The 21,738-nt window shown below is 62.5% G+C and carries 23 protein-coding genes; 20 read left to right on the plus strand and 3 right to left on the minus strand.

Annotated features, from left to right (window positions below):
- Positions 1–5: 5 nt before the first annotated feature.
- Genes JWU58_RS25225 through JWU58_RS25310 form a run of 18 tightly spaced genes read left to right on the plus strand, consistent with a single transcriptional unit; the run spans position 6 to position 16,806 of the window.
- Positions 6–260 (plus strand): acyl carrier protein, encoded by a 255-nt coding sequence (locus JWU58_RS25225; protein ID WP_016772026.1) that lies wholly within the window; start codon positions 6–8, stop codon positions 258–260.
- On the plus strand, positions 257–802 hold the full coding sequence (locus JWU58_RS25230; protein WP_123444000.1) for a COG4648 family protein: 546 nt from the start codon (positions 257–259) through the stop codon (positions 800–802). The genes JWU58_RS25225 and JWU58_RS25230 overlap by 4 nt, the downstream gene beginning before the upstream one ends.
- A complete protein-coding gene (locus JWU58_RS25235) occupies positions 799–2,478 on the plus strand; it encodes an acyl-CoA synthetase family protein (RefSeq protein WP_206421185.1) in 1,680 nt (559 codons plus the stop codon). The genes JWU58_RS25230 and JWU58_RS25235 overlap by 4 nt, the downstream gene beginning before the upstream one ends.
- A complete protein-coding gene (locus tag JWU58_RS25240) occupies positions 2,471–3,205 on the plus strand; it encodes a glycosyltransferase family 2 protein (RefSeq protein ID WP_024011292.1) in 735 nt (244 codons plus the stop codon). The genes JWU58_RS25235 and JWU58_RS25240 overlap by 8 nt, the downstream gene beginning before the upstream one ends.
- Positions 3,202–4,149 (plus strand): LpxL/LpxP family acyltransferase, encoded by a 948-nt coding sequence (locus tag JWU58_RS25245; RefSeq protein WP_206421186.1) that lies wholly within the window; start codon positions 3,202–3,204, stop codon positions 4,147–4,149. Before JWU58_RS25240 ends, JWU58_RS25245 begins: the two co-directional genes overlap by 4 nt.
- On the plus strand, positions 4,130–5,674 hold the full coding sequence (locus tag JWU58_RS25250; protein ID WP_206421187.1) for an HAL/PAL/TAL family ammonia-lyase: 1,545 nt from the start codon (positions 4,130–4,132) through the stop codon (positions 5,672–5,674). The genes JWU58_RS25245 and JWU58_RS25250 overlap by 20 nt, the downstream gene beginning before the upstream one ends.
- Positions 5,667–6,092: an acyl-CoA thioesterase gene (locus JWU58_RS25255; RefSeq protein WP_039756713.1), complete on the plus strand. Its 426-nt coding sequence runs from the start codon at positions 5,667–5,669 to the stop codon at positions 6,090–6,092. Before JWU58_RS25250 ends, JWU58_RS25255 begins: the two co-directional genes overlap by 8 nt.
- On the plus strand, positions 6,089–6,691 hold the full coding sequence (locus JWU58_RS25260) for an outer membrane lipoprotein carrier protein LolA (protein ID WP_206421188.1): 603 nt from the start codon (positions 6,089–6,091) through the stop codon (positions 6,689–6,691). The genes JWU58_RS25255 and JWU58_RS25260 overlap by 4 nt, the downstream gene beginning before the upstream one ends.
- On the plus strand, positions 6,675–9,005 hold the full coding sequence (locus tag JWU58_RS25265; RefSeq protein WP_206421189.1) for an MMPL family transporter: 2,331 nt from the start codon (positions 6,675–6,677) through the stop codon (positions 9,003–9,005). Before JWU58_RS25260 ends, JWU58_RS25265 begins: the two co-directional genes overlap by 17 nt.
- On the plus strand, positions 9,002–10,165 hold the full coding sequence (locus tag JWU58_RS25270; RefSeq protein ID WP_123444006.1) for a cation:proton antiporter: 1,164 nt from the start codon (positions 9,002–9,004) through the stop codon (positions 10,163–10,165). Before JWU58_RS25265 ends, JWU58_RS25270 begins: the two co-directional genes overlap by 4 nt.
- On the plus strand, positions 10,152–11,399 hold the full coding sequence (locus JWU58_RS25275) for an NAD(P)/FAD-dependent oxidoreductase (protein ID WP_123444007.1): 1,248 nt from the start codon (positions 10,152–10,154) through the stop codon (positions 11,397–11,399). Before JWU58_RS25270 ends, JWU58_RS25275 begins: the two co-directional genes overlap by 14 nt.
- The gene (locus JWU58_RS25280; RefSeq protein WP_206421190.1) at positions 11,396–12,121 is read left to right on the plus strand and encodes a class I SAM-dependent methyltransferase; all 726 of its coding nucleotides are present in this window, start codon (positions 11,396–11,398) and stop codon (positions 12,119–12,121) included. The genes JWU58_RS25275 and JWU58_RS25280 overlap by 4 nt, the downstream gene beginning before the upstream one ends.
- A complete protein-coding gene (locus JWU58_RS25285) occupies positions 12,121–12,732 on the plus strand; it encodes a hypothetical protein (RefSeq protein WP_185015448.1) in 612 nt (203 codons plus the stop codon). The genes JWU58_RS25280 and JWU58_RS25285 overlap by 1 nt, the downstream gene beginning before the upstream one ends.
- Entirely contained in the window at positions 12,729–13,925 is a 1,197-nt protein-coding gene (locus JWU58_RS25290; RefSeq protein WP_206421191.1) for a beta-ketoacyl-[acyl-carrier-protein] synthase family protein, read from the plus strand. Before JWU58_RS25285 ends, JWU58_RS25290 begins: the two co-directional genes overlap by 4 nt.
- Positions 13,922–14,386 carry a hotdog family protein gene (locus tag JWU58_RS25295; protein ID WP_073471610.1) on the plus strand — a complete coding sequence of 155 codons (465 nt, stop codon included), beginning with the start codon at positions 13,922–13,924 and terminating at the stop codon, positions 14,384–14,386. The genes JWU58_RS25290 and JWU58_RS25295 overlap by 4 nt, the downstream gene beginning before the upstream one ends.
- Positions 14,379–15,107, plus strand: a complete 729-nt coding sequence (gene fabG / locus JWU58_RS25300; protein ID WP_130899550.1) for a 3-oxoacyl-ACP reductase FabG — start codon at positions 14,379–14,381, stop codon at positions 15,105–15,107. The genes JWU58_RS25295 and fabG overlap by 8 nt, the downstream gene beginning before the upstream one ends.
- Entirely contained in the window at positions 15,107–16,333 is a 1,227-nt protein-coding gene (locus tag JWU58_RS25305; protein WP_024011280.1) for a beta-ketoacyl-ACP synthase, read from the plus strand. The genes fabG and JWU58_RS25305 overlap by 1 nt, the downstream gene beginning before the upstream one ends.
- A 29-nt stretch (positions 16,334–16,362) precedes the next feature.
- A complete protein-coding gene (locus tag JWU58_RS25310; protein ID WP_016772042.1) occupies positions 16,363–16,806 on the plus strand; it encodes a hypothetical protein in 444 nt (147 codons plus the stop codon).
- Between the two features lie 209 nt (positions 16,807–17,015).
- Here JWU58_RS25310 and JWU58_RS25315 read toward each other — a convergent pair whose 3' ends face one another.
- Positions 17,016–17,399 (minus strand): type II toxin-antitoxin system PemK/MazF family toxin, encoded by a 384-nt coding sequence (locus JWU58_RS25315; protein WP_076565246.1) that lies wholly within the window; start codon positions 17,397–17,399, stop codon positions 17,016–17,018.
- 186 nt (positions 17,400–17,585) lie between these two features.
- Between JWU58_RS25315 and JWU58_RS25320 the strand changes: the two genes are divergently transcribed.
- Complete coding sequence (locus JWU58_RS25320; protein ID WP_206421192.1) at positions 17,586–18,023, plus strand: excinuclease; 438 nt, start codon at positions 17,586–17,588, stop codon at positions 18,021–18,023.
- Positions 18,024–18,126: 103 nt separating this feature from the next.
- Here JWU58_RS25320 and JWU58_RS25325 read toward each other — a convergent pair whose 3' ends face one another.
- Positions 18,127–19,029: a LysR family transcriptional regulator gene (locus tag JWU58_RS25325; protein WP_206421193.1), complete on the minus strand. Its 903-nt coding sequence runs from the start codon at positions 19,027–19,029 to the stop codon at positions 18,127–18,129.
- Between the two features lie 118 nt (positions 19,030–19,147).
- Between JWU58_RS25325 and JWU58_RS25330 the strand changes: the two genes are divergently transcribed.
- Positions 19,148–20,422, plus strand: a complete 1,275-nt coding sequence (locus JWU58_RS25330) for an MFS transporter (protein ID WP_130902915.1) — start codon at positions 19,148–19,150, stop codon at positions 20,420–20,422.
- A gap of 177 nt (positions 20,423–20,599) precedes the next feature.
- Here the strand turns inward: JWU58_RS25330 and hemE are convergent, their stop codons facing one another.
- Positions 20,600–21,667: a uroporphyrinogen decarboxylase gene (hemE, locus tag JWU58_RS25335; RefSeq protein ID WP_016772044.1), complete on the minus strand. Its 1,068-nt coding sequence runs from the start codon at positions 21,665–21,667 to the stop codon at positions 20,600–20,602.
- Between the last annotated feature and the right edge of the window lie 71 nt (positions 21,668–21,738).

Here is a 21,738-nt window from a genome sequence, read left to right on the forward strand (position 1 = left end):
GGACCATGCAAACTCGTGACGATATCTTCAACACCCTGCGCGATGCCCTGGTCGAGCTGTTCGAACTGGATCCGGCTCGTGTAAGCATGGACGCCAATCTGTATCAGGATCTGGAAATCGACAGCATCGATGCGGTCGACCTGATCGATCACATCAAACGCCAGACCGGCAAGAAAATCGCCGCCGAAGAATTCAAATCGGTGCGCACCGTCGGTGACGTGGTCGAGGCGGTGTTCCGTCTGGTTCAACCGGCCGCATGAGCCGACTGATCGGCCTGGGCCTGCTGCTGGCCGGTCTGCTGTACCCCTTTGCGGTGTATTTCGGCATGGAGCATTTCGCCCCGTGGCAATTTGCACTGCTGCTGGGCAGCCTGTGGCTGGCGCGCGCCCTGACCGGCGAACGCAAGCCCGGCAGCCTGTGGATGGCGTGCGTGGCGATGGTGTTCTGCCTGCTGCTGGCGGTGTTCGACAGCCCGCAGCTGCTGCGCTGGTACCCGGTGCTGATCAGCGCATTCATGCTGGTGCTGTTCGGCGCCAGCATGAAATACGGCCCGCCAATGGTCGAGCGTCTGGCGCGCTTGCGCGAGCCGGAGCTGCCGCAGGTTGCCATTCGCTATACGCGCAAGGTCACGCTGGCCTGGAGCGTGTTTTTCTTCTGCAACGGTTTGTGCGCTGCGCTCCTCACCCTGTGGGCGCCGCTGGATTGGTGGATGTTGTACACCGGCCTGATCTCCTATGGATTGATCGGCCTGATGTTTGCCATTGAATGGCTGATACGACAACGGGTAAGAGGCCGTACATGAATTGGATAAAACTTGAGCAGCTGTTGCTCAAGGCACTGCCGGCACGGGCGATCTGCCAGGCGCCGGCCCTCGATCACACGCAACTGCGAGCGCAGGCCTTGAGCGTCGCCGCGGGTCTGCAAAGCCGAGGCGTGAAAAGGCTAGCCGTGCATCTGGAAGATGCCGCCGACCTTGCCATCGCCCTGCTCGCTGCCTGGCGTGCCGGCGTCAGCGTGTTGCTGCCGGCGGATCTGCAAGCGCAGACGCGTCAGCGCTGGTCGCAGGAAGTCGATCTATGGCTGACCGATCAACCCGGCGACGCCCAGTTGCACGACTTCACTCAGCCCGGCCTGCCCGGTGCAGAACTGAATCTCGATCAATGCCGCCTGAGCCTGTGCACTTCCGGCTCCAGCGGCGAACCCAAGCGCATCGACAAGACCCTGCGCCAATTGGCCAACGAGGTCGAAGCGCTGGAACAGTTGTGGGGCGCAGACCTCGATGACGCCTGCATCATCGGCAGTGTCGCCACCCAACACATCTATGGCCTGCTGTTTCGCGTGTTGTGGCCATTGTGCGCCGGGCGCCCGTTTGTGCGCCGGCAACTGGCCTTTTCCGAAGACTTGCAGCGCGCCAGCCGCGAATACCCGGCCTTCGCCTGGGTCGCCAGCCCGGCGCTGCTCAAGCGCATGGGCGACAACCTCGACTGGCCGGCCCTGAGCGCGGTGCGCCGGGTGTTTTCCTCCGGGGGCGCGTTGCCGTCGGAAGCGGCGCAAAGCCTGCGCCAGCGCTTGCAGCAATGGCCGACAGAAATCCTCGGCAGCTCGGAAACCGGCGGCATCGCCTGGCGTCAGGGCGAGTCTTTGTGGCAGCCGTTTGCCGGCGTCGAGCTGAGCCAGGACAGCGACGGCGCCCTGCTGATCGCCTCGCCTTACCTGCCTGCCGGCCATGTCGAACACAGCGCTGACGCCGCGCGCATCGCCGCCGATGGTCGTTTTGAACTGTTGGGGCGACTGGACCGCATCGTCAAACTGGAAGAAAAACGCATCTCGCTGCCGATGCTCGAGCAGGCCTTGGCAGCCCATGACTGGGTCGCCGAGGCGCGCCTCGGTGTGGTCCAGGAAAACCGCGCTTCGCTCGGTGCGCTGCTGGTGCTCAGCGAATCGGGCCTGTTCGCCCTGCGCGAGCACGGCCGCCGTGGTCTGACCGAAACCCTGCGCAAACATCTGAGCCAACATTGCGAAGCCCTCGCCCTGCCCCGACGCTGGCGCCTGCTGCGGCAAATGCCGTTGAACAGCCAGGGCAAACTGGCGCAAGCCGACGTCGAAGCGCTGCTGCTGGCCGCACGGCCGAAAGCCCCCGAAGTGCTGGAGCAAAGTGCAAGCGACGGCGAATGGAGCCTGCAACTCAGCGTGCCGCCGGATCTCGCCTACTTCAGCGGACACTTTCCCAAGGCACCGGTTTTGCCCGGCGTAGTGCAGGTGGAATGGGCGCTGAATCTGGGTCGGCAGTTGCTGAATCTGGACGGCGCGTTTGCCGGAATGGAAGTGCTGAAATTCCAGCAACTGGTGCGCCCGGGTGATGAAATCCAGCTGCATCTGCGTTTCGATGCCGAGCGCGGCAAGTTGTATTTTGCTTATCGCAACGACACGGCGACCTGTTCCAGCGGACGCATTCTCTTGGGGCCTGCCCATGCATAACCCCTGCGCCGTAATCCCGGTGTACAACCACGAAACCGCGATCACCACCGTGGTCGATGCCCTGCTTGCACAAGGTCTGCCGTGCATTCTGGTGGACGACGCCAGCGAGCCGTCCTGCGCGCGGGTGCTCGACACTCTGGCCGAGCGCGACAGGGTTTTTCTGGTGCGCCTGACGGCCAATCAGGGCAAGGGCGGCGCGGTGATGACCGGTCTGCGCGAAGCCTCGCGTCTGGGCTACAGCCATGCCTTGCAGGTCGATGCCGACGGCCAGCACGATTTGCACGACGTCGCGCGCTTCGTCGGCGAATCCCGCGCCCATCCCGAGGCGATGATCTGCGGCTATCCGCTGTTCGACGAGAGCGTGCCGAAAGGGCGTTTGTACGCACGCTACCTGACCCACGTGATGGTGTGGATCAACACCCTGTCGTTGCAGATTCGCGATTCGATGTGCGGCTTCCGTGTTTATCCGTTGGCGCCGACTCTGGCGGTGATTGACTCGGCGAAAGTCGGCAAACGCATGGATTTCGACTCGGACATCCTCGTGCGTCTGGCCTGGCGCAATCAGCCGATGCGCTGGCTGCAGACCAGCGTGCATTACCCGTTGGACGGTGTATCGCACTTTCGCCTGTTCCACGACAACGCGCTGATTTCCAGCATGCACACGCGGCTGTTCTTCGGCATGTTGCTGCGTTGGCCGCTGATTCTCTGGCGGCGGTGGAAACCATGAGCGAAGAAGTCGACAAGAAGCACTGGGCCGACCGCGAAGAGCGCGGCAGTTTCCTGCTGATGAAATTCACCGCGTTCGCCGCCAAAGTCCTCGGCCGGCGCCTGCTCAGTCCGTTGCTGTACGGCATCGTGCTGTATTTTTTCCTCTTCGGCCGTATCGCCCGGCGCAGTGCCTGGCAGTACCAGCAGCGGCTGGCCGCGTGGAGCCGGCGCGACGACTTGCGTCCGAGCCACTGGCGGGTGTTCGGCCAGTTCATGACCTTCGCCGATTCGCTGCTCGACAAGCTCGATGTGTGGAACGGCAAGCTGAGCATCGAGCAGATCGAAATCATCGATCCGGCGCTGCTGCGCAAGCAGTTGCGCGGTAGTCGCGGACAACTGCTGGTCGGCGCGCATCTGGGCAATCTCGAAGTGTGCCGGGCGCTGGCGGAGATCGGCGAAAAGGTCACCATGAACGTGCTGGTGCACACCAAGCACGCCGAGCAATTCAACCGCTTGCTTGGCGAGGCCGGGGCGACCAATCTGCGCCTGATCCAGGTCAGCGAACTCGACCCGGTGATCATGCTGCAACTGCATGAACGACTGGAACGCGGCGAGTGGCTGGCGATTGCCGGCGACCGCGTGCCACTGCATGGCGGGCGCAGCGTGACGGTGGATTTTCTCGGCCATCCGGCGCCATTTCCGCAAGGCCCGTGGTTGCTGGCCGGCCTGCTCAAGTGCCCGGTCAATCTGCTGATATGCCTCAAGCAACCCGACGGCCACTATCGCCTGACCCTCGAACCGTTCGCCGACGCGGTGGTGTGGACACGCCGCGAGCGCGAGCAGGTCATTCATCAGTGGGCCACTCGCTACGCGCAGCGCCTGAGTCACTATTGCCTCGAAGCCCCGCAGCAATGGTTCAACTTTTACCCTTTCTGGAAGACCGATGACGACGCCAACCCATGAGCCGGTAACCTTCGGCGAACGCCCTTTGCGCATCGAAGACGTGCTGGCCCTGGCCAACCGTCAGGCGCCCGTGCAGTTGCAGGCTGACGCCGACTATCGCGAGCGCATCGCCAAGGGCGCGCGGTTTCTCGATTCGCTGCTGGACAAAGAAGGTGTGATCTACGGCGTCACCACCGGTTACGGCGATTCCTGCGTGGTCGCGGTGCCGCTGCATCACGTCGAGGCGCTGCCGCGTCATCTCTACACTTTTCACGGCTGCGGCCTAGGCAAACTGCTCGACGCGCAGGCCACCCGCGCGGTGCTGGCGGCGCGTTTGCAGTCGTTGTGTCACGGCGTTTCCGGGGTGCGCGTCGAACTGCTCGAGCGTCTGCATGCGTTTCTCGAATACGACATCCTGCCGTTGATTCCCGAAGAGGGTTCGGTCGGCGCCAGCGGCGATCTGACGCCTCTTTCCTATGTCGCCGCAACCCTGTCCGGCGAGCGCGAAGTGCTGTTCCGTGGCGAACGTCGTCAGGCTGCCGACGTGCATCGCGAGCTCGGCTGGAAACCGCTGGTGCTGCGTCCGAAAGAGGCGCTGGCGCTGATGAACGGCACGGCGGTGATGACCGGCCTCGCCTGCCTGGCTTTCGCCCGCGCCGATTACCTGCTGCAACTGGCCACGCGCATCACCGCGCTGAACGTCGTCGCGCTGCAAGGCAATCCGGAGCACTTCGACGAACGCCTGTTCGCCGCCAAGCCGCATCCGGGGCAGATGCAGGTCGCCGCGTGGCTGCGCAAGGATCTGGCGATCGACGCGCCGACCGCCCCACTGCATCGTCTGCAGGATCGCTACTCGCTGCGTTGCGCGCCGCATGTGCTCGGCGTATTGGCCGACAGCCTGAACTGGCTGCGCGGCTTCATCGAAACCGAGCTGAACAGCGCCAACGACAACCCGATCATCGATGCCGAAGCCGAGCGCGTTCTGCATGGCGGACACTTCTACGGCGGGCACATTGCGTTCGCCATGGACAGCCTGAAAAACCTCGTGGCCAACGTCGCCGATCTGCTTGATCGGCAACTGGCACTGCTGGTCGACGAACGCTACAACCACGGCTTGCCGAGCAACCTCTCCGGCGCCCCCGCCGATCGGGCGATGATCAACCATGGCTTCAAAGCGGTGCAGATCGGCACCAGCGCCTGGACCGCCGAAGCGCTGAAAAACACCATGCCGGCCAGCGTGTTCTCGCGCTCCACCGAATGCCACAACCAGGACAAGGTGAGCATGGGCACCATCGCCGCCCGTGATGCGATTCGCGTGCTGGAGCTGACCGAACAGGTCGCCGCCGCCACGCTGCTCGCCGCCAATCAGGGCGTGTGGCTGCGCGCTCAAGCCGCCGATGCGCGCCCGCTGCCGCCGGCACTGGCAGCGATGCACGAAGAGCTGGGCAAGGACTTCCCGCCGGTCATCGAAGACCGCGCGCTGGAAGGCGAACTGCGCCTGTGCCTGCAACGCATCGCCGCGCAACACTGGAGGCTGCATGCGTAGTGCCGGAGTGCTTCATGCCGATACCGAGATTCTCGTGCCGTTTTTCGACGTCGACACCATGCATGTGGTCTGGCACGGCCATTACGTCAAATATCTCGAAGTGGCACGCTGTGCGCTGCTGGACAAGATCGGCCATAACTACACGCACATGGTCGAGTCGGGTTACGCCTGGCCGATCATCGACCTGCAACTTCGCTACGTGCGCGGCGCGGTGTTCGGCCAGCGGCTGAACGTGCGCGCCAGTCTGGTCGAGTGGGAAAACCGTCTGAAGATCAATTACCTGATCACCGACCTGCAGACCGGCGAACGCCTGACCCGCGCAAGCTCCGTGCAGGTCGCCGTCGAAGTCAGCAGCCGCGAGATGCAACTGGCTTCACCCAAAGTCTTCACCGATGCCGTGGAAAGGATGCTGCGATGAATGTGTTTTATAGAAGCCTCGGCGCGTTGACGCTGCTGGCCGTGTCGTCATGGGCCAATGCCTTCGACCTGCAACAACTCAGTGAACAACTGGCGAAACCGGATGTTATTCACGGCCAGTTCACTCAGGAAAAACACCTGCGCGCCCTGCCGCAGCCGCTGATCAGCAAGGGCAGCTTCGTCCTCGCTAAAAATCATGGCCTGCTGTGGCTGTTGAAAACTCCGCTGCAACAGGATTACCGCATCACCGCCAATGGCATCGCCCGCCGTGACACCAACGGCTGGCAACTGCTGCCGAACAAGAGCGCCGGCGCCGAGCAGAACCGTTTGTTCCTCGCCGTGCTGCAAGGTGACAGCAGCGGTTTGCAGCGGGATTTCGAACTGGCCCTGAGCGGCACGGCGCAGCAGTGGCAACTGACTCTGACGCCGCGTTCGATGCTGCTCAAGCAAGTGTTCAAGCAGATCAATATCGATGGTGGCGCCCTTGTGCAAACCATCGAGCTGCTGGAAACCCAGGGCGACAGCACCCTGCTGCGCATGCAGGACAGTACGGCCGAGCAACCCCTGAGCGAAGCGGAGCAACATGACTTTGCCGAGTGAACGCAAGCTGCCCTGGCTGTTTCTGAGCCTGCTGCTGGCCGTCGTCGCGCTGGCTGCCTGGCAGTGGCGCGACGGTGCGCCGCTGTCGGCCAATCTCATGGAGCTGGTACCCGGGACCAGTCCAGACGCGCTGGAAGTGCGCGCCGAACAGCGCATGCAAGAACCGCTCAATCGCGAAATGCTGGTGCTGGTCGGTCACGCCGATCGCCAGCAAGCACTGAACATGGCTCAGCAACTGGGCGAACAATGGCAGGCCAGCGGTCTGTTCGAAACCGTGCAATGGAATCTGCAAGCCGACTTGCCGGCGCTGCGCAAGCAATTGCTCCAAGGGCGTTTGGCGATGCTCTCGGCGGATGATCGGCAGCTACTCAGCGAGCACCCCGACGCGTTCATCCAGCAGCGTGTGCAGGCGCTGTTCGATCCGTTCAACGGCTTCACCCTGGTGCCGAGCCAGGACGACTGGCTGGGCCTGACCGGGCGCATCCAGAACAGCCAGCCGAAACATGGCGCAGTGCAACTGGACATTGGCAGCGGCGCACTGGTCGCCGAGGCCGACGGCAAGAGCTGGGTGATGCTGCGTGCGCGCACCACCGGCAATGCTTTCGACATGAACCTGCCGTTGCAGGTGGCAGAGCTGCTCCAGCACAGCCGCGAGCAAGCGGCGCAAAGCGGCGTGCAGTTGCTCGCCGCCAGTGGCCTGCTCTATGCCGCCAACGGCCAGCAACAGGCTACTCGCGAGATTACTTGGGTCGGCGGTGGCGCGACGGTCGGCATTCTGCTGCTGCTGTTGTTGGCGTTTCGCCGCTGGGGCGTGCTGCTTGCGTTTGTGCCGGTGCTGGTCGGCATGCTGTTCGGCGCGGTGGCCTGCGTGGCGCTGTTCTGTCACATGCATGTGATGACGCTGGTACTCGGCTCAAGTCTGATCGGCGTTGCCGTCGATTACCCACTGCACTATCTATCCAAGAGCTGGAGCCTCAAGCCCTGGCACAGCTGGCCGGCCCTGCGCCTGACGTTGCCGGGGCTGACCCTGAGCCTGATCACCAGCGTCATCGGCTATCTGGCGCTGGCGTGGACGCCGTTCCCGGCATTGACGCAGATCGCCGTGTTCTCCGCTGCCGGCTTGCTCGGTGCGTATCTGTCGGCGGTCTGCCTGCTGCCGGCGCTGCTGAAAAATGTCCAACTGCGCCCGGCGCAATGGCCGCTGCGCCTGGCCGAACGCCTGATTCATCTGCGTGAGGCGCTGCTCGGTTGCATTCGCACGCCCGCGCTGCTGGCCCTGCTGATCGCCTTCTGCGTCGGCGGCCTGATGCAGTTGCAGAGCAAAAACGACATCCGCCAATGGGTCGGCGCGCCGCAGCATCTGACCGACGAAGCGCAGACCATCGCGCGCATCACAGGGTATCAACCGACCAGCCAGTTCTTCCTGATCCGCGCGGCCAATCAGGAGCAATTGCTTGAGCGCCAGGCAGCGCTGAGCGAGCGCCTGCAGCAACTGGTCAACCTCGACAAACTGCAAGGCTATCTGGCCCTCGATCAACTGGTCAGCGCGCCGAGCCAGCAACAGCAAGTGCGCGAATCACTGAACAAGCTGCCGTCATTCTGGCAACCGCTGCTCGATCTCGGCGTGCCAGTGACGGCGTTGCAAAACGAATTGCAGCAATTGCAGACCCTGCCCGCCAAAGACATCGACGCCGCGCTGGCCGGCCCGCTCGGCGAGCCGTATCGCACACTGTGGCTTGGACCGACTGAAGACGGCGTCGCAGCGATGACCAGTTTGCAGGGCTTGAACAATCCGTCGTTGTTGCGCGTGCAAGCACTCGATTTGCCGGGGGTGGTGCTGGTCGATCGCCTCGGTGACCTGAACAAGGTGTTTGCCGCCACGCAGATCAGCGCTGCCGAACTGAAACTGGCCTCCTGCGTGTTGATCGTGCTGGTGCTGATGCTCCCGTTCGGCCTGACTGGCGCACTGCGCATCGTCGCCCTGCCACTGCTGGCGGCGCTGTGCAGTCTGGCCAGCCTTGGCTGGCTCGGTCAGCCACTGACCCTGTTCAGCTTGTTCGGCCTGTTGCTGGTGACGGCGATCAGCGTCGATTACGCAATCCTCATGCGCGAACAGGTGGGCGGCGCGGCGGTAAGTCTGCTCGGCACCTTGCTCGCCGCCGTCACCACATGGCTATCGTTCGGCCTGCTGGCGGTCTCCAGTACGCCGGCGGTGAGCAATTTCGGCCTGTCGGTAAGCCTCGGCCTGGCGTTCAGCTTCATGCTCGCGCCGTGGGCCGGGCGCCATGAACCGGCTGCGGAGACAAGCGCATGATGGTCTTCGGCTTCTGGTTGCTGGCCTTGGCGCTGTTTGCCCTGGCGACTCGTGTCGGCCGTCACTTCGGCCTGATTCCGATCGTCAGTCAGTTGCTGCTGGCGAGCTTCGGTTTGCCGCTGCTGATGTACTTCTGGATCGAACCGGGCTGGCAGCTCAGCGGCGCACAACTGATCGCCCCGGGCTGGTTGAAAAACCTCTACAGCCTGAGTTTCGCCTTGCTGCTCGGGCACATCCTCAGCGATGTCATCGATCTGCGTCTGGATCGCCAGAGCGTAAAAATCGCTGTGCCGAGTTTCGCTGTGCCGTTCGCTTGCGGGCTGGCGGTTGCGTACTGGTTGCTGCCAGCGCAGCCGTGGCTCAATGCACTGGCCATCGGACTGGTCTTCGCCATAACGGCGATCCCGGTGCTGTACCTGTATCTGCGTCACATCGATTACCCGCCCGCTGCCACACGGCGTCTGGTGCAAACCGCGATCCTTATCGATCTGACCTGCTGGACGCTGTTCGGCCTCGCCCAGGGCAGCCTGCACTTGAGCAGCCTGTTGCTGCCCGTGGCCATGGCCGGCGTGCCACTGCTTTTGCACCTGCTGCGCGTGCGTCGCCCGCTGACCTACAGCCTCGGCTTCTTCGCCCTGCTGGTCATGGCCGAGCATTACAAACTCAACGCGCTGATTTTCGGCATCGGCTATCTGCTGTGCATGGCGCTGCTGAAAGTGCCGTTGGTGCTGCCGTTGCCGGCACGCTGGATGAGCCGCTTGCAGACGTGGATCGCGATCCCGCTGATCCTCACGTTCGGTATCGTCCAGATCGACGTGCACAGCGCCCTCGCCAGCCTTGGCGCCGGGCAGTGGGCGGCGCTGCTGCTGTTGCCGATTGCCAGTAAACTGCTGGGCAACTGGCTCGGCCTCGGTTGGGCTGGCGCCTCGTTCGCGGGTGCCAGCCGCTGGCGCGAAAGCGTACTGCTGAACATTCGCGGCCTGAGCGAAATCGTCTTTCTCAATCTGCTATTGCAACAACAGCTCATCACCCCGGCGCTGTATTTCGCGCTGATGCTGATGGGCCTGATCGCGACGCTGCTGCCGGCCCTGATCGGCCTGCATCGCGCGCCTCTGAATCTGAACAGTCCCTTGCCCCGGAGCTCACGTGCCAATCGTTGAAATGGAATCCCGTCAGGTCGTGATCATCGGTGCCGGCCCGTCCGGCGCTATCGCCGCTGCCCTGCTCAAGCGCAAGGGCCACGATGTGCTGGTGCTCGAGCGCCAGCACTTCCCACGCTTCTCCATCGGCGAAAGCCTGCTCAGCCACTGCCTGGATTTCGTCGAAGAAGCCGGCATGCTCGACGCCGTCAACGCCGCCGGGTTCCAGCGCAAGACCGGCGCGGCGTTTGCCTGGGGCGAGCGCTACAGCGCTTTCGATTTTGGCGACACCTTCACCGCCGGCAAGCCGACCACGTTCCAGGTGCAGCGCGCCGATTTCGACAAGTTGCTGGCCGATCAAGCAGCATTGCAAGGTGCGGAAATCCGTTATGGCGATGCAATCGTCAGCGTCGATTTCGATCAGACGAAACCACTCCTTGACGTGCGCCGCGAAGATGGCAGCGAGTACCGCGTCGAAGCCGATTTCGTCCTGGACGCCAGCGGCTACGGCCGCGTGCTGTCGCGCTTGCTCGACCTCGAAGCGCCTTCGAATTTCCCGGTGCGCCAGGCGGTGTTCACCCATGTCGAAGATCACATCGACAACCCGGCGTTCGACCGTGAAAAGATCCTCGTCACCACCCATCCCGAGCATCGCGATGTGTGGTTCTGGACCATCCCGTTCAGCAACGGCCGCTGCTCGGTGGGCGTGGTCGCGGCTGAGGAACATTTCCGGGGGCGCGATAGCGACCTCGATGTCTGCCTGCGCAGCTTCATCGCCGAGACGCCAAGCCTCGCCGGGGTTCTGAACAACGCGGTCTGGGACACTCCGGCGCGCACCCTCGGCGGCTACGCGGCCAATGTGAAAACCCTGCATGGCCCGGGCTTCGCGCTGCTGGGCAACGCCGCAGAATTCCTCGATCCGGTGTTCTCCTCCGGCGTGACCATCGCCATGCGTTCGGCGAGCATGGCTGCCGGCGTGCTGCACCGTCAGTTGCAGGGTGAAACGGTGGACTGGCAAAGCGAATTTGCCGAGCCGTTGAAACGCGGCGTCGACACCTTCCGCTGCTACGTCGAAGGCTGGTACGCCGGCACCTTCCAGGACGTGATTTTCTACGAGGACAGCCAGGCGGAGATTCGCCGGATGATCTGCTCGATCCTCGCCGGTTACGCCTGGGACGAGCGCAACCCGTTCGTCAGTGAAGCGCGGCGCCGGCTGAAGATGATTTCCCAACTCTGCGCGCAGGACGCCTCATGAATTACCTGAGCGACAGCTACGTCGAGGAAACCCGCTTCGGTCTCTGGTTCCTGCGCAGCCACACCTGGCAGCACCACGTGCTGCGCGTGGCGATCAACGATTTGCGTGGATTATTCAGTGAAGCGCTGCCGGAACACCCGGTGCTGCTGGACGCCGGTTGCGGTCAGGGCAAGTCGTTCGGCCACCTGCGCCAGACCTTCGCCCCGCAGCGCCTGATCGGCGTCGACGCCGACCCGCACAGCCTGCAACTCAGCGCCGAAGAGGCCACGCGCCTGGGCATGCCAGTCGAGTTGATCGGCAGCGATTGCGCCACGCTCAACGTCGCCGATGCCAGCGTCGACATGCTGTTCTGTCACCAGACCTTCCACCACTTGGTCGAGCAGGAAAAGGCCTTGGCCGAGTTCTATCGCGTGCTCAAGCCGGGCGGCTATCTGCTGTTCGCCGAGTCCACCGAGGCTTACATTGATACCTGGGTGATTCGCTGGCTGTTCCGCCATCCGATGCACGTACAGAAGAGCGCCGCCGGGTATCTGCAGATGATCCGCGAGCAGGGTTTCGAGTTTGCCGAGCGCAATGTGTCCTACCCGTATCTGTGGTGGAGCCGGTCGAAGGATTTTGGTTTGCTGGAGCGGTTGGGGTTGAGCAAACCCAAGCCATTCGGTGAGCGTGAAGAGACGCTGGTAAATGTCGTCGCGCGCAAGCCATTGCAGGAATCTGTCTGATGTACGGCTATCGATCTGAACACCTGAAACCCTGTGGGAGCGAGCCTGCTCGCGAAAGCGGTGTATCAGTCAGCAAAGGTGGCGAATGTCAGATTGCATTCGCGAGCAGGCTCGCTCCCACAGGGATTGCTGGGTGGCTGGCGATCGTTTTGTCAGCCTTGCTGTTAAGTGCCTGCGCCAGCCAGCCACCGCTACCAGCGGCCGACCCGACGTTGCCCCTGCCGCTGCAACTGCACATCGAGCGCGAGCAGGCCGGGCAGCGTCAGGACTGGCTGCTGGTGATCCAGCGCGAAGGCGCCGGCACGCGCTGGTCGATGATGGATCCGCTGGGCATTCCCCAGGCCCGCCAGCAACTGATCGACGGGCACTGGCAGGCCGACGGTCTGTTGCCGCCGAACCCGGAAGCTCGGGAGCTGTTCGCCGCATTGCTGTTCGCTTTGACGCCTTCCGCCGAACTGCTGGGCAATTATCCCGACGCCCGCCAACAGGCCGATCAGCGTTCACTGCCGGCGCGCTGGAACATCCGCTATTCACAACCGTTGAGCTTCCAATTGAATCTGCCCCAAGGCCCGCACTATCGCGTTTCCCAGTTAGGTGAATCGACGCCATGACCGCTTACCTGAATGCCCTCGGCGTGATCTGCGCTTTGGGCCGCGACAAGTCTGAAGTCGCGCGCAATCTGTTTGCCGGCGACTGTTCGGGGATGCGCCGCGAGTCCGGTTGGGTCGCCGAACGTGAGCTGCCTGTCGCCGGCGTGCACGGTGAATTGGCGCCGATCCCGGCCGAACTGATCGAGCACAGCAGTCGCAACAATCAGCTGCTGCTGGAAGCCGCGCTGCAGATTCGAGACGACATCGATCGTGCGATCCAGACCTTCGGCCGCGAGCGCATAGGCGTGGTGCTAGGTACCAGCACCTCGGGTATCGACGAGGCCAGCCGGGGTCTGGCGCATTACATCCGCGAACAGCAATTTCCTCGCGAGTACGACTATCGCCAGCAGGAACTCGGCGCCCCGGCGAATTTTCTCGCCGAATGGCTGCAACTGAGCGGCCCGGCCTACGTGATTTCCACTGCCTGTACCTCCAGCGCCCGCGCGCTGATGAGCGCCCAGCGCCTGCTCGATCTGGGCCTGTGCGACGCGGTACTGTGCGGCGGCGTCGACAGTCTGTGCAAGCTCACGCTGAACGGTTTCTCTTCGCTGGAAGCCGTTTCAGACGAACGCTGCAATCCGTTTTCCGCCAACCGCAACGGCATCAATATCGGCGAAGCAGCGGTGCTGTTCGTGATGAGCAAACAGCGCGGCGAAGGCCCGGGAATCGCCCTGCTGGGTGCGGGCGCCAGCTCGGATGCGCACCATATTTCCGCACCGGAGCCGAGCGGTCGCGGCGCTCTGCAAGCGATGCACAAAGCCCTTGGCCGCGCGCATCTGCAAGCCGGGCAAATCAACTACCTGAACCTGCACGGCACCGCGACCCAGCACAACGACGCGATGGAAAGTCTGGCGGTCGCGGCGCTGTTTCCCCAAGGCGTCGCCTGCTCGTCAACCAAGCCGCTGACCGGTCACACCCTCGGCGCGGCTGGCGCGCTGGAAGCGGCGTTCTGCTGGCTGAGCCTGAGTGCCGAAAACCCTGAACAGGCGTTGCCGCCACACATCTGGGACGGCCAGGCCGATCCCGCGCTGCCGCCACTCAAGTGGGTGACCGCGAGCGAACGCCTGACGTCCATTGCACCGCGCTACCTGATGAGCAACTCGTTTGCCTTCGGCGGCAACAACGTCAGCCTGATTATCGGAGACGCACCATGAGCCACTGGCCGCTCGCCGAACTGCTGCCGCATGCCGGCGACATGATCCTGATCGACGCCATCGAGCGCTTCGATGACGAGCAGATTTTCACCCGCCTGACGGTCAAGCCCGATGGCCTGTTCAACCTGCCCGACGGCAGCCTGCCGGCGTGGGTCGGCGTCGAGCTGATGGCGCAGAGCGTCGCCGCTTTCGCCGGTTGCCACGCCCGGCAAAAAGGCAATCCGCCGGAGCTCGGCTTTCTCCTCGGCACGCGCAAATTCGAGTGCAACGTCGAAGCCTTTGCGCCCGGCAGCGAGCTGACCATCCACGGCCTGCGCTCACTGGAAGACGACAACGGCATGGGCGTATTCGAATGTCACATCCACGGTGACGGCATTCATGCCAGCGCCCGCCTGAACGTGTTCCGTCCGCCGCAAGCCAACCAATATCTGCAACAGACAAAGGAGTCGCACGATGACTGAATCCGTACTGGTCACCGGCTCCAGCCGTGGCATCGGCCGCGCCATTGCCTTGCGTCTGGCGCAAGCCGGGCACGACATCGTCCTGCATTGCCGCAGCGGCATGACCGAAGCCCAAGCGGTGCAGGCCGAAATCGAAGCACTGGGCCGCCGCGCGCGCATCCTGCAATTCGACGTCGCCGACCGTGAAACCTGTAAAAGCATTCTCGAAGCCGATGTCGAAAGTCACGGTGCCTATTACGGCGTGGTGCTCAACGCCGGGCTGACCCGCGACGGCGCGTTTCCGGCGCTGAGCGATGACGATTGGGACGTGGTCCTGCGCACCAACCTCGACGGTTTCTACAACGTTCTGCACCCGGTGATGATGCCGATGATCCGTCGTCGCGCGGCCGGGCGCATCGTCTGCATCACCTCGGTATCGGGCCTGATCGGCAACCGTGGCCAGGTCAATTACAGCGCCTCGAAGGCCGGCGTAATCGGTGCGGCAAAGGCGTTGGCGATCGAGCTGGGCAAGCGCAAAATCACCGTTAACTGCGTCGCCCCTGGCCTGATCGACACGGCCATGCTCGACGAAAACGTGCCGGTGGAGGAGCTGATGAAAATGATCCCCGCGCAACGCATGGGCACCCCTGAGGAAGTGGCCGCTGCGGTGAATTTCCTGATGTCGGCGGAAGCCTCGTACATCACCCGCCAGGTGCTGGCGGTCAACGGAGGCCTGTGCTGATGAAGCGCGTCGTCGTCACCGGCATGGCCGGCATCACCTCGCTGGGCAGCGACTGGCCGACCATTGCCGGCAATTTCGCGGCCAATCGCAGCGGCATTCGTCGCATGGACGAGTGGGATCGCTTCACTGAGCTGAACACGCGTCTGGCCGGGCCTATCGATGATTTTCTCGTACCGTCGCACTGGACCCGCAAGCAGTTGCGCAGCATGGGCCGGGTTTCGCGCCTGGCGGTCGGCGCAGCAGAAAAGGCTCTGGCCGATGCTGGCCTGCTCGGTGACGAATCGATCAAGGACGGGCGCATGGGCGTCGCTTGTGGTTCGTCCACGGGCAGCACTGACGAAATCAAAGCGTTCGGCAACATGCTGCTCAACTCGGTGGCCGAGGGACTGAACGCCAACTCCTACGTGCGGATGATGCCGCACACCACCGCCGCCAATATCAGCATTTTCTTCGGCCTCACCGGCCGTCTGATTCCGACGTCCAGCGCCTGCACCAGCGGCAGCCAGGGCATCGGCTACGCCTATGAGGCAATCAAGTTCGGCCGCCTGCCGTTGATGCTCGCCGGCGGCGCGGAAGAGCTGTGCCCGACCGAAGCCATGGTGTTCGACGCGCTCTACGCCACCAGCCTGAAAAACGATGCACCACAGACCAGCCCACGCCCGTACGACAAGGGCCGCGACGGTCTGGTGATTGGTGAAGGTGGCGGCATGCTCGTGCTTGAGGAGCTGGAACACGCCCTCGCCCGTGGCGCGCACATTCACGCGGAAATCGTCGGTTTCGGCAGCAACGCCGACGGCCAGCACACCACCCGCCCGGAACAAGTCACGATGCGCCGCGCCATGGAGCTGGCCCTGGAAGATGCCGGCCTCACCCCGGACGCCATCGGCTATGTGAACGGCCACGGCACCGCCACCGAACAGGGCGACATCGCCGAAACCCTGGCCACCAGCAGCCTGTTCGGCGAACACATGCCGATCAGTTCGCAGAAGAGTTTTCTCGGCCACACCCTCGGTGCCTGCGGTGCGCTGGAGTCATGGTTCAGCATCGAGATGCTCAACAGCGACCGTTACGTGCACACCTTCAACCTCGACGAGGTCGACCCGCACTGCGGCAAGCTCGATTACCTGCGCGGCGAGTTTCGTCAGATGCACCACGATTATGTGATGAACAACAACTTCGCTTTCGGTGGTGTCAACACTTCGTTGATCTTCCGCCGCTGGGCATAACCGAATCAATCCAGGTCAAGGAGACCTATATGCACTTCAACAAACTCGCCGCTGTCACCCTGCTGCTCTGCGCCCTGCCAGCGATCAGCCAGGCACGCGACACGGCGGTCTACCTGCCATTCGACAAAGCCGTCGCCGAAGCCACCCGCTCCGGCAAGATCGATGGCAGCGTGAAATTCTATCTGGCCGGCAACACCCCGGCCGGCAAAGTCACCGTGGTCAGCCCCGACGCCGTGACCAACAAGAAAACCAACGCCTTCAACAAGTCCGACGAAGTCGCCTGCGAATGGGTCGCCCAATCGGCAATCATCAGCCTGCACCAGGCCGCGAAAAACGCCGGTGCCAACGCCGTGACCAACATCGTCAGCTTCTACAAGCGCAACGAGCGCAAGGACGCGCAAACCTACGAATGCCACGCCGGCGCGATCATGGCGGGCGTTGCGTTGAAGGGTGATCTGGCGAAGGTTCAGTAAACGCCAGAAATGACAAAGGGCGCCATTCGGCGCCCTTTCACAGACAGGTTGGCTTGTCATCGCCGATTACCTGCCTGGCTCTGCGATGGCTGGTTGCCCAGGATCCTCAGAGTCTCACAAGCCCCTTTCGGGAACGCAGGCAGTATTGCTTGAAATGCATCGGCAGACAACGGCTGGCGTTTCGCCTCTCGGCGCCATATTCAGTGCCATCACAGTCCCAGGGCCTGTCTCACTGCGGCTTTGATGGCGCTGAATTCTTCTATTGCGAGATGTGAAATCAGATAGACGCGCCTCCCTCTACGATCTCGACTTTTAATTCGGTCGAGCCGTGAAAGGTTGACCGTCGCCACCATGTCACATTTGGCCCAGCATTTCGGACTGGCGCCTTGTAGATGACTCGCCAGCTCAAGATGGTGATCAAGCAGACGATCAGGCGCTGTAGTACTCAAAGGCACCACAGTTACCAACAGACTATTGCTGCGGTGTTTACGCAGAACGACAACGGGCCTGACTTTCACCATCTCAGGCACTTCATAGCCTCTGAAATCGCAAATCAGCACGCTGCCCTCCTTGGGCTGGTATCGAAGAGGCATCCGTGGCACTCACTGGAAAAGAGGCGATTTTGCGCAAAAATCGAGCGTTCCCCTAAGGCAGATCCGTAACGGGAAATGTAGCTCTCTGCAATCCCCTCGCTCCCTTGCACCATCTACACTCGCTTAAGCAGGTCCCGGCTCAGTACCTGCCCTCGCAGTTCCCTTTCACCGTCAAAGGAGATGACCATGCAAGTGAAAGCCCTGATGGCCGCTGCGCTTATCGCCCTGCTGCCCAGTGCCAGCCATGCCACCAACCTCATGTACATGCCTTTCGAAACCGTGCTGTCGGACGCCATTCGCGCCGGTCGGCTGGACGGCAGTGTGAAGTTCTACCTGATCGGCAACGGGCCGCAGGGCACTCAGCAGTTGCTGCGCCAAGGTGTGGTCAGTGATTTGAAAACCATCGGTTTCAACAAGAGCGACCAGGCTTCGTGCGAATGGGTGCTGCAGTCGAATCTGATCAAATTGCAGGCTGATGCCAAGCGGGTCGGGGCGAATGCGGTTGTGAATATCGTCAGTTACTACGACCAGCATGTGCGCAAGGATTTGAATACGTACGAGTGCCGGGCGGGGATATTTGTCACGCGGGTGGCGTTGAAGGGGGATTTGGTGCGGTTGCCCTGAAATCTGTGATGTTTGGGCCGATGCCTTCGCGAGCAGGCTCGCTCCCACCTTAGAATGCGTTTCCCTGTGGGAGCGAGCCTGCTCGCGAAAGCGCCAGCCGCCTTCACACCGTCAGGGGCTCAACCTTGCGCGTCAGCAGTTCGACAAACGCTTTGGCCATCGGTGATTTCTGATCTTTGCGCTGCACCAGCCAAACCGCCGAAATCGCTTCGGGATCGAGCAGCGGACGGTAGACCACGCCGTCGATGCGCATGCGTTGGTAGGACGCTGGCAGCACCGATACACCGAGGCCCGCTGCGACCAGGCCGATGATGGTCATCGCCTCACCAGCCTCTTGAGCGAAGTGCGGGCTGAAGCCGGCGTCACGGGCCAGACTGAGCAGTTGCGCATAGAGCCCGCTGCCATAGCTGCGCGGGAAAAACACGAACGGTTCCAGCGCCAGCGCCGAGAGAAACAGGCCTTCGTCGCTGCCTTGGGCCAACGGATGCTTGGAACTGAGCACCGCCACCAATGGCTCACGCATCAACTCCACAACACTCAGTGAATCCGGCAATCCGAGCGGGCGCATGATGCCGACTTCGATCGACTCGTCCACCAAGGCATCGGCGACCATGGTGCTGCTCATTTCGAGCAGGTTCAGATGCACCGCCGGAAAGCGCTGACGAAAGGAAAAAATCGCCTGCGGAATGGTCGAGTTGAACGGTGCCGACGAGGTGAAGCCAATCTTCAACTCACCCAGCTCGCCAAGTTGCGCACGGCGGGCGACGTCCGCTGCCTTGTCGACTTGTGCCAGCACCAGCCTCGCCTCCTGCAGAAACAACCTGCCCGCCTCGCTCAATTCGACCCGACGATTGGTGCGTTCGAACAAGCGGGCGCCGAGCTGTTGCTCCAGCGCCTGAATCTGCTGGCTCAGCGGTGGCTGGGAGATGCCCAGCACCTGTGCGGCCCGGCCAAAATGCAGTTCTTCGGCGACGGCGATGAAGTAACGCAGATGACGCAGTTCCATAGGATTTCCATTGGGTCGCTGAAGCTATCAAACAGGTCGAACAATATATTGGATAGAAACATTAGCCAGCTATATGATTTTTTCATTGCCTGCCCGGCTGTGCTCTCCGAGGTCTGAAGTGAAAACTGCTGTCGCGCCCCTTGCCCACGAAATCCCGCCCCCTGCCGACGACGATGCTCTCGCCGAGCTGCAGGAGATCTACATCGAAAAAGGTACGCCGGCGTTCATGCGCACAGTGCTGGCGCTTTTCTGTGGCGGCTTTGCGACGTTCGCCCTGCTCTATTGCGTGCAACCGATGATGCCGCTGCTGTCCCACGAATACGGGATCAACGCGGCGCAGAGCAGTCTGATCCTCTCGGTGGCGACCGGCATGTTGGCCTTCGGTCTGCTGATCACCGGGCCGATTTCCGACCGCATCGGCCGTAAACCGGTGATGGTCGCGGCGCTGTTCGCTGCCGCGTTGTGCACCATCGCCAGTTCGATGATGCCGAGCTGGCACGGCGTGCTGATCATGCGCGCATTGATCGGCCTGTCATTGAGCGGCCTGGCAGCGGTAGCGATGACCTATCTGAGCGAAGAAATCCATCCTCAACACATCGGCCTGGCGATGGGTTTGTACATCGGCGGCAACGCGATCGGCGGAATGAGCGGACGCTTGATAACTGGCGTGCTGATCGACTTCGTCAGCTGGCACACGGCGATGCTGGTGATCGGCGGTCTGGCGCTGGTCGCTGCGGCGGTGTTCTGGAAGATCCTCCCGGAGTCGCGCAACTTCCGCGCTCGCTCGCTGCACCCGCGCAGCCTGCTCGACGGCTTCACCATGCACTTTCGCGACGCCGGCCTGCCGCTGCTGTTTCTTGAAGCGTTTGTGCTGATGGGCGCGTTTGTCACGCTGTTCAACTACATCGGCTACCGCTTGCTGGCGGCGCCGTACAACCTCGATCAGGTATTTGTCGGATTGCTCTCGGTGGTGTATCTGTCGGGGATCTACAGCTCGGCGAAAATCGGTTCTTTGGCGGACAAGCTGGGGCGACGCAAAGTGCTCTGGGCGACCATTGCACTGATGTTCGCCGGACTGGCACTGACCATGTTCACCTCGTTGTTGCTGGTGATCGTCGGCATGCTGGTGTTCACCTTCGGCTTCTTCGCCGCGCATTCGGTGGCGAGCAGCTGGATCGGCCGGCGCGCGTTGACCGCCAAGGGTCAGGCGTCGTCGCTGTATCTGTTCAGTTATTACGCCGGTTCGAGCATTGCCGGGACGGCGGGCGGGGTGTTCTGGCATCTGGGCGGGTGGAACGGAATCGGCCTGTTTATTGGTGCGTTGTTGCTGATTGCCCTGCTGGTGGCGTTGAAGCTGGCGAAGTTGCCGCCGTTGCAGGGTGTCAAAGCCTGACATAAAACCCTGTGGGAGCGAGCCTGCTCGCGAATGCACTGTGTCAGGCAACATCAGTGTTGAATGACACACCGCTTTCGCGAGCAGGCTCGCTCCCCCAGTTGATTTGGGTACGACATTAGATCGTGCAAAAGAAAACGCCCGGCACTTGGCCGGGCGTTTTTTATTGGGCGCTGATCACTCGTGATACTGCGCCGACAGCTCATGCACCGCACGCAGGAACGCGCCGGCATGTTCCGGATCGACTTCCGGCGTAATTCCGTGGCCAAGGTTGAACACGTGGCCGCTGCCCTTGCCGTAGCTGGCGAGGATGCGCCCGACTTCAGTGCGGATCGCTTCCGGTTTGGCGTAGAGCACGGTCGGGTCCATGTTGCCTTGCAGCGCGACCTTGTCGCCGACACGGGCGCGGGCGTTGCCGATGTCGCAGGTCCAGTCCAGACCGAGGGCGTCGGCGCCGGCTTCGGCGATGCTTTCCAGCCACAGGCCGCCGTTCTTGGTGAAGAGGATCACCGGCACTTTGCGTCCGTCGTTCTCGCGGATAAGGCCGCTGACGATTTTCTTCATGTAGGCCAGGGAGAATTCCTGATACGCCGCCGCCGACAGGTTGCCGCCCCAGGTATCGAAGATCTGCACCGCTTGTGCACCGGCCATGATCTGGCCGTTGAGGTACGAAGTCACCGATTGCGCCAATTTGTCGAGCAACAGGTGCATGGCTTGCGGGTTGTCGTAAAGCATCGCCTTGGTCTTGCGGAAGTCTTTTGACGAGCCGCCTTCAACCATGTAAGTGGCGAGGGTCCACGGGCTGCCGGAGAAACCGATCAGCGGCACACGTCCGTTCAGCTCGCGACGGATGGTGCTGACCGCGTCCATCACGTAGCCGAGGTCTTTGTGCGGATCCGGGATCGGCAGGGCTTCGATGTCGGCCAGGGTGCTGACAACTTTTTTGAAGCGCGGGCCTTCACCGGTCTCAAAGTACAGGCCCTGGCCCATGGCATCGGGAATGGTGAGGATGTCGGAAAACAGGATCGCCGCGTCCAGTTGCGGGTAGCGGTCGAGCGGTTGCAGGGTGACTTCGCAGGCGAACTCCGGATTCATGCACAGGCTCATGAAGTCGCCGGCATGGGCGCGGCTGGCGCGGTACTCCGGCAGGTAGCGACCGGCCTGGCGCATCATCCACACAGGGGTGACGTCAACGGGTTGCTTGAGCAGGGCGCGGAGGAAACGGTCGTTCTTCAGGGCAGTCATGTCGGCATCCGGAAAAAAAGTGCGGGCATGGTCTCAAAAGACAGCGGCAAGCAGCAAGCTACAAGCGGCAA

This window comes from Pseudomonas atacamensis (genome assembly GCF_017167965.1).
Lineage (GTDB): Bacteria > Pseudomonadota > Gammaproteobacteria > Pseudomonadales > Pseudomonadaceae > Aquipseudomonas > Aquipseudomonas atacamensis.